The sequence below is a fragment of the Candidatus Symbiopectobacterium sp. NZEC135 genome, assembly GCF_025962695.1.
Genome location: NZ_JAGFPF010001064.1, coordinates 1 through 744, shown reverse-complemented (window position 1 = coordinate 744; position 744 = coordinate 1). Strand labels below are relative to the sequence as shown.

Below are 744 nucleotides of genomic sequence, written 5' to 3'. Positions count from 1 at the left end.
CAGCAGTCATTTAGAAAGAGGGTTAATCCGTAATCAGGCTTTTTATGAGTAACGGCGGTGTGAATATTAGCGTTTTGCGCCCAGCCAACGTGACGCGATGGCTGGGCGTGATTATTTTGGAGCCGCCTGCATTACACCGGGTTTAGGCCTTGCGGTGCCGTGCTGGCGCCGGTGGGTAATCTAGCGATACCAAATCCGGTAAAGCCGTATATCAGCGCGAAGAAAATTGCCGCATAGCATTGGATTGCCCAAGGGACAAAATCCAGTGTGCTAACCCCCAGGGTGCTGGCCATATACACCCCGGCCGAGGTCCAGGGCAGTAACGGCTCTGTCACTGTGCCCGCGTCTTCCACCGTTCGCGACAGGTTTTTAGTGTCCAATCCCATACGCAGGTAAGATTCTCTAAACAATTCAGCGGGAATAAGCAGTGCCAATTTCCCATCACTGGTGGCTCCAGTGACCAACAGGGTGGTTGCCACGGTGGCCGCAATCAGCTGACCCACACCGCGGATCGCCTTTAGCAACCGGTTAATGATAACGGTCAGGGCACCCGTCAAGGTTAAGGCCCCGGCAAAGGAAAAGGCGCAGAGTACCAAGAGGATGGTGCCCATGATGGAGAACATCCCACCGCGATCGAGCAGGCGGGGAATGTCGCTGAGCAGGCCGGTGACATCAGTACCCTGTGCGGCAAACATGGACGTGGTGAAACCGTGAATCAATGAAATACACCCTTGTTGCAGGGTG

Annotated in this window: 1 protein-coding gene; it reads right to left on the bottom strand. The window is 54.8% G+C overall.

The features are described 5' to 3' along the window. Positions 1-131 precede the first annotated feature (131 nt). The coding region (locus J5224_RS32445; protein ID WP_319802532.1) for a Na+/H+ antiporter NhaC family protein at positions 132-744 on the bottom strand (613 nt) is incomplete at its 5' end.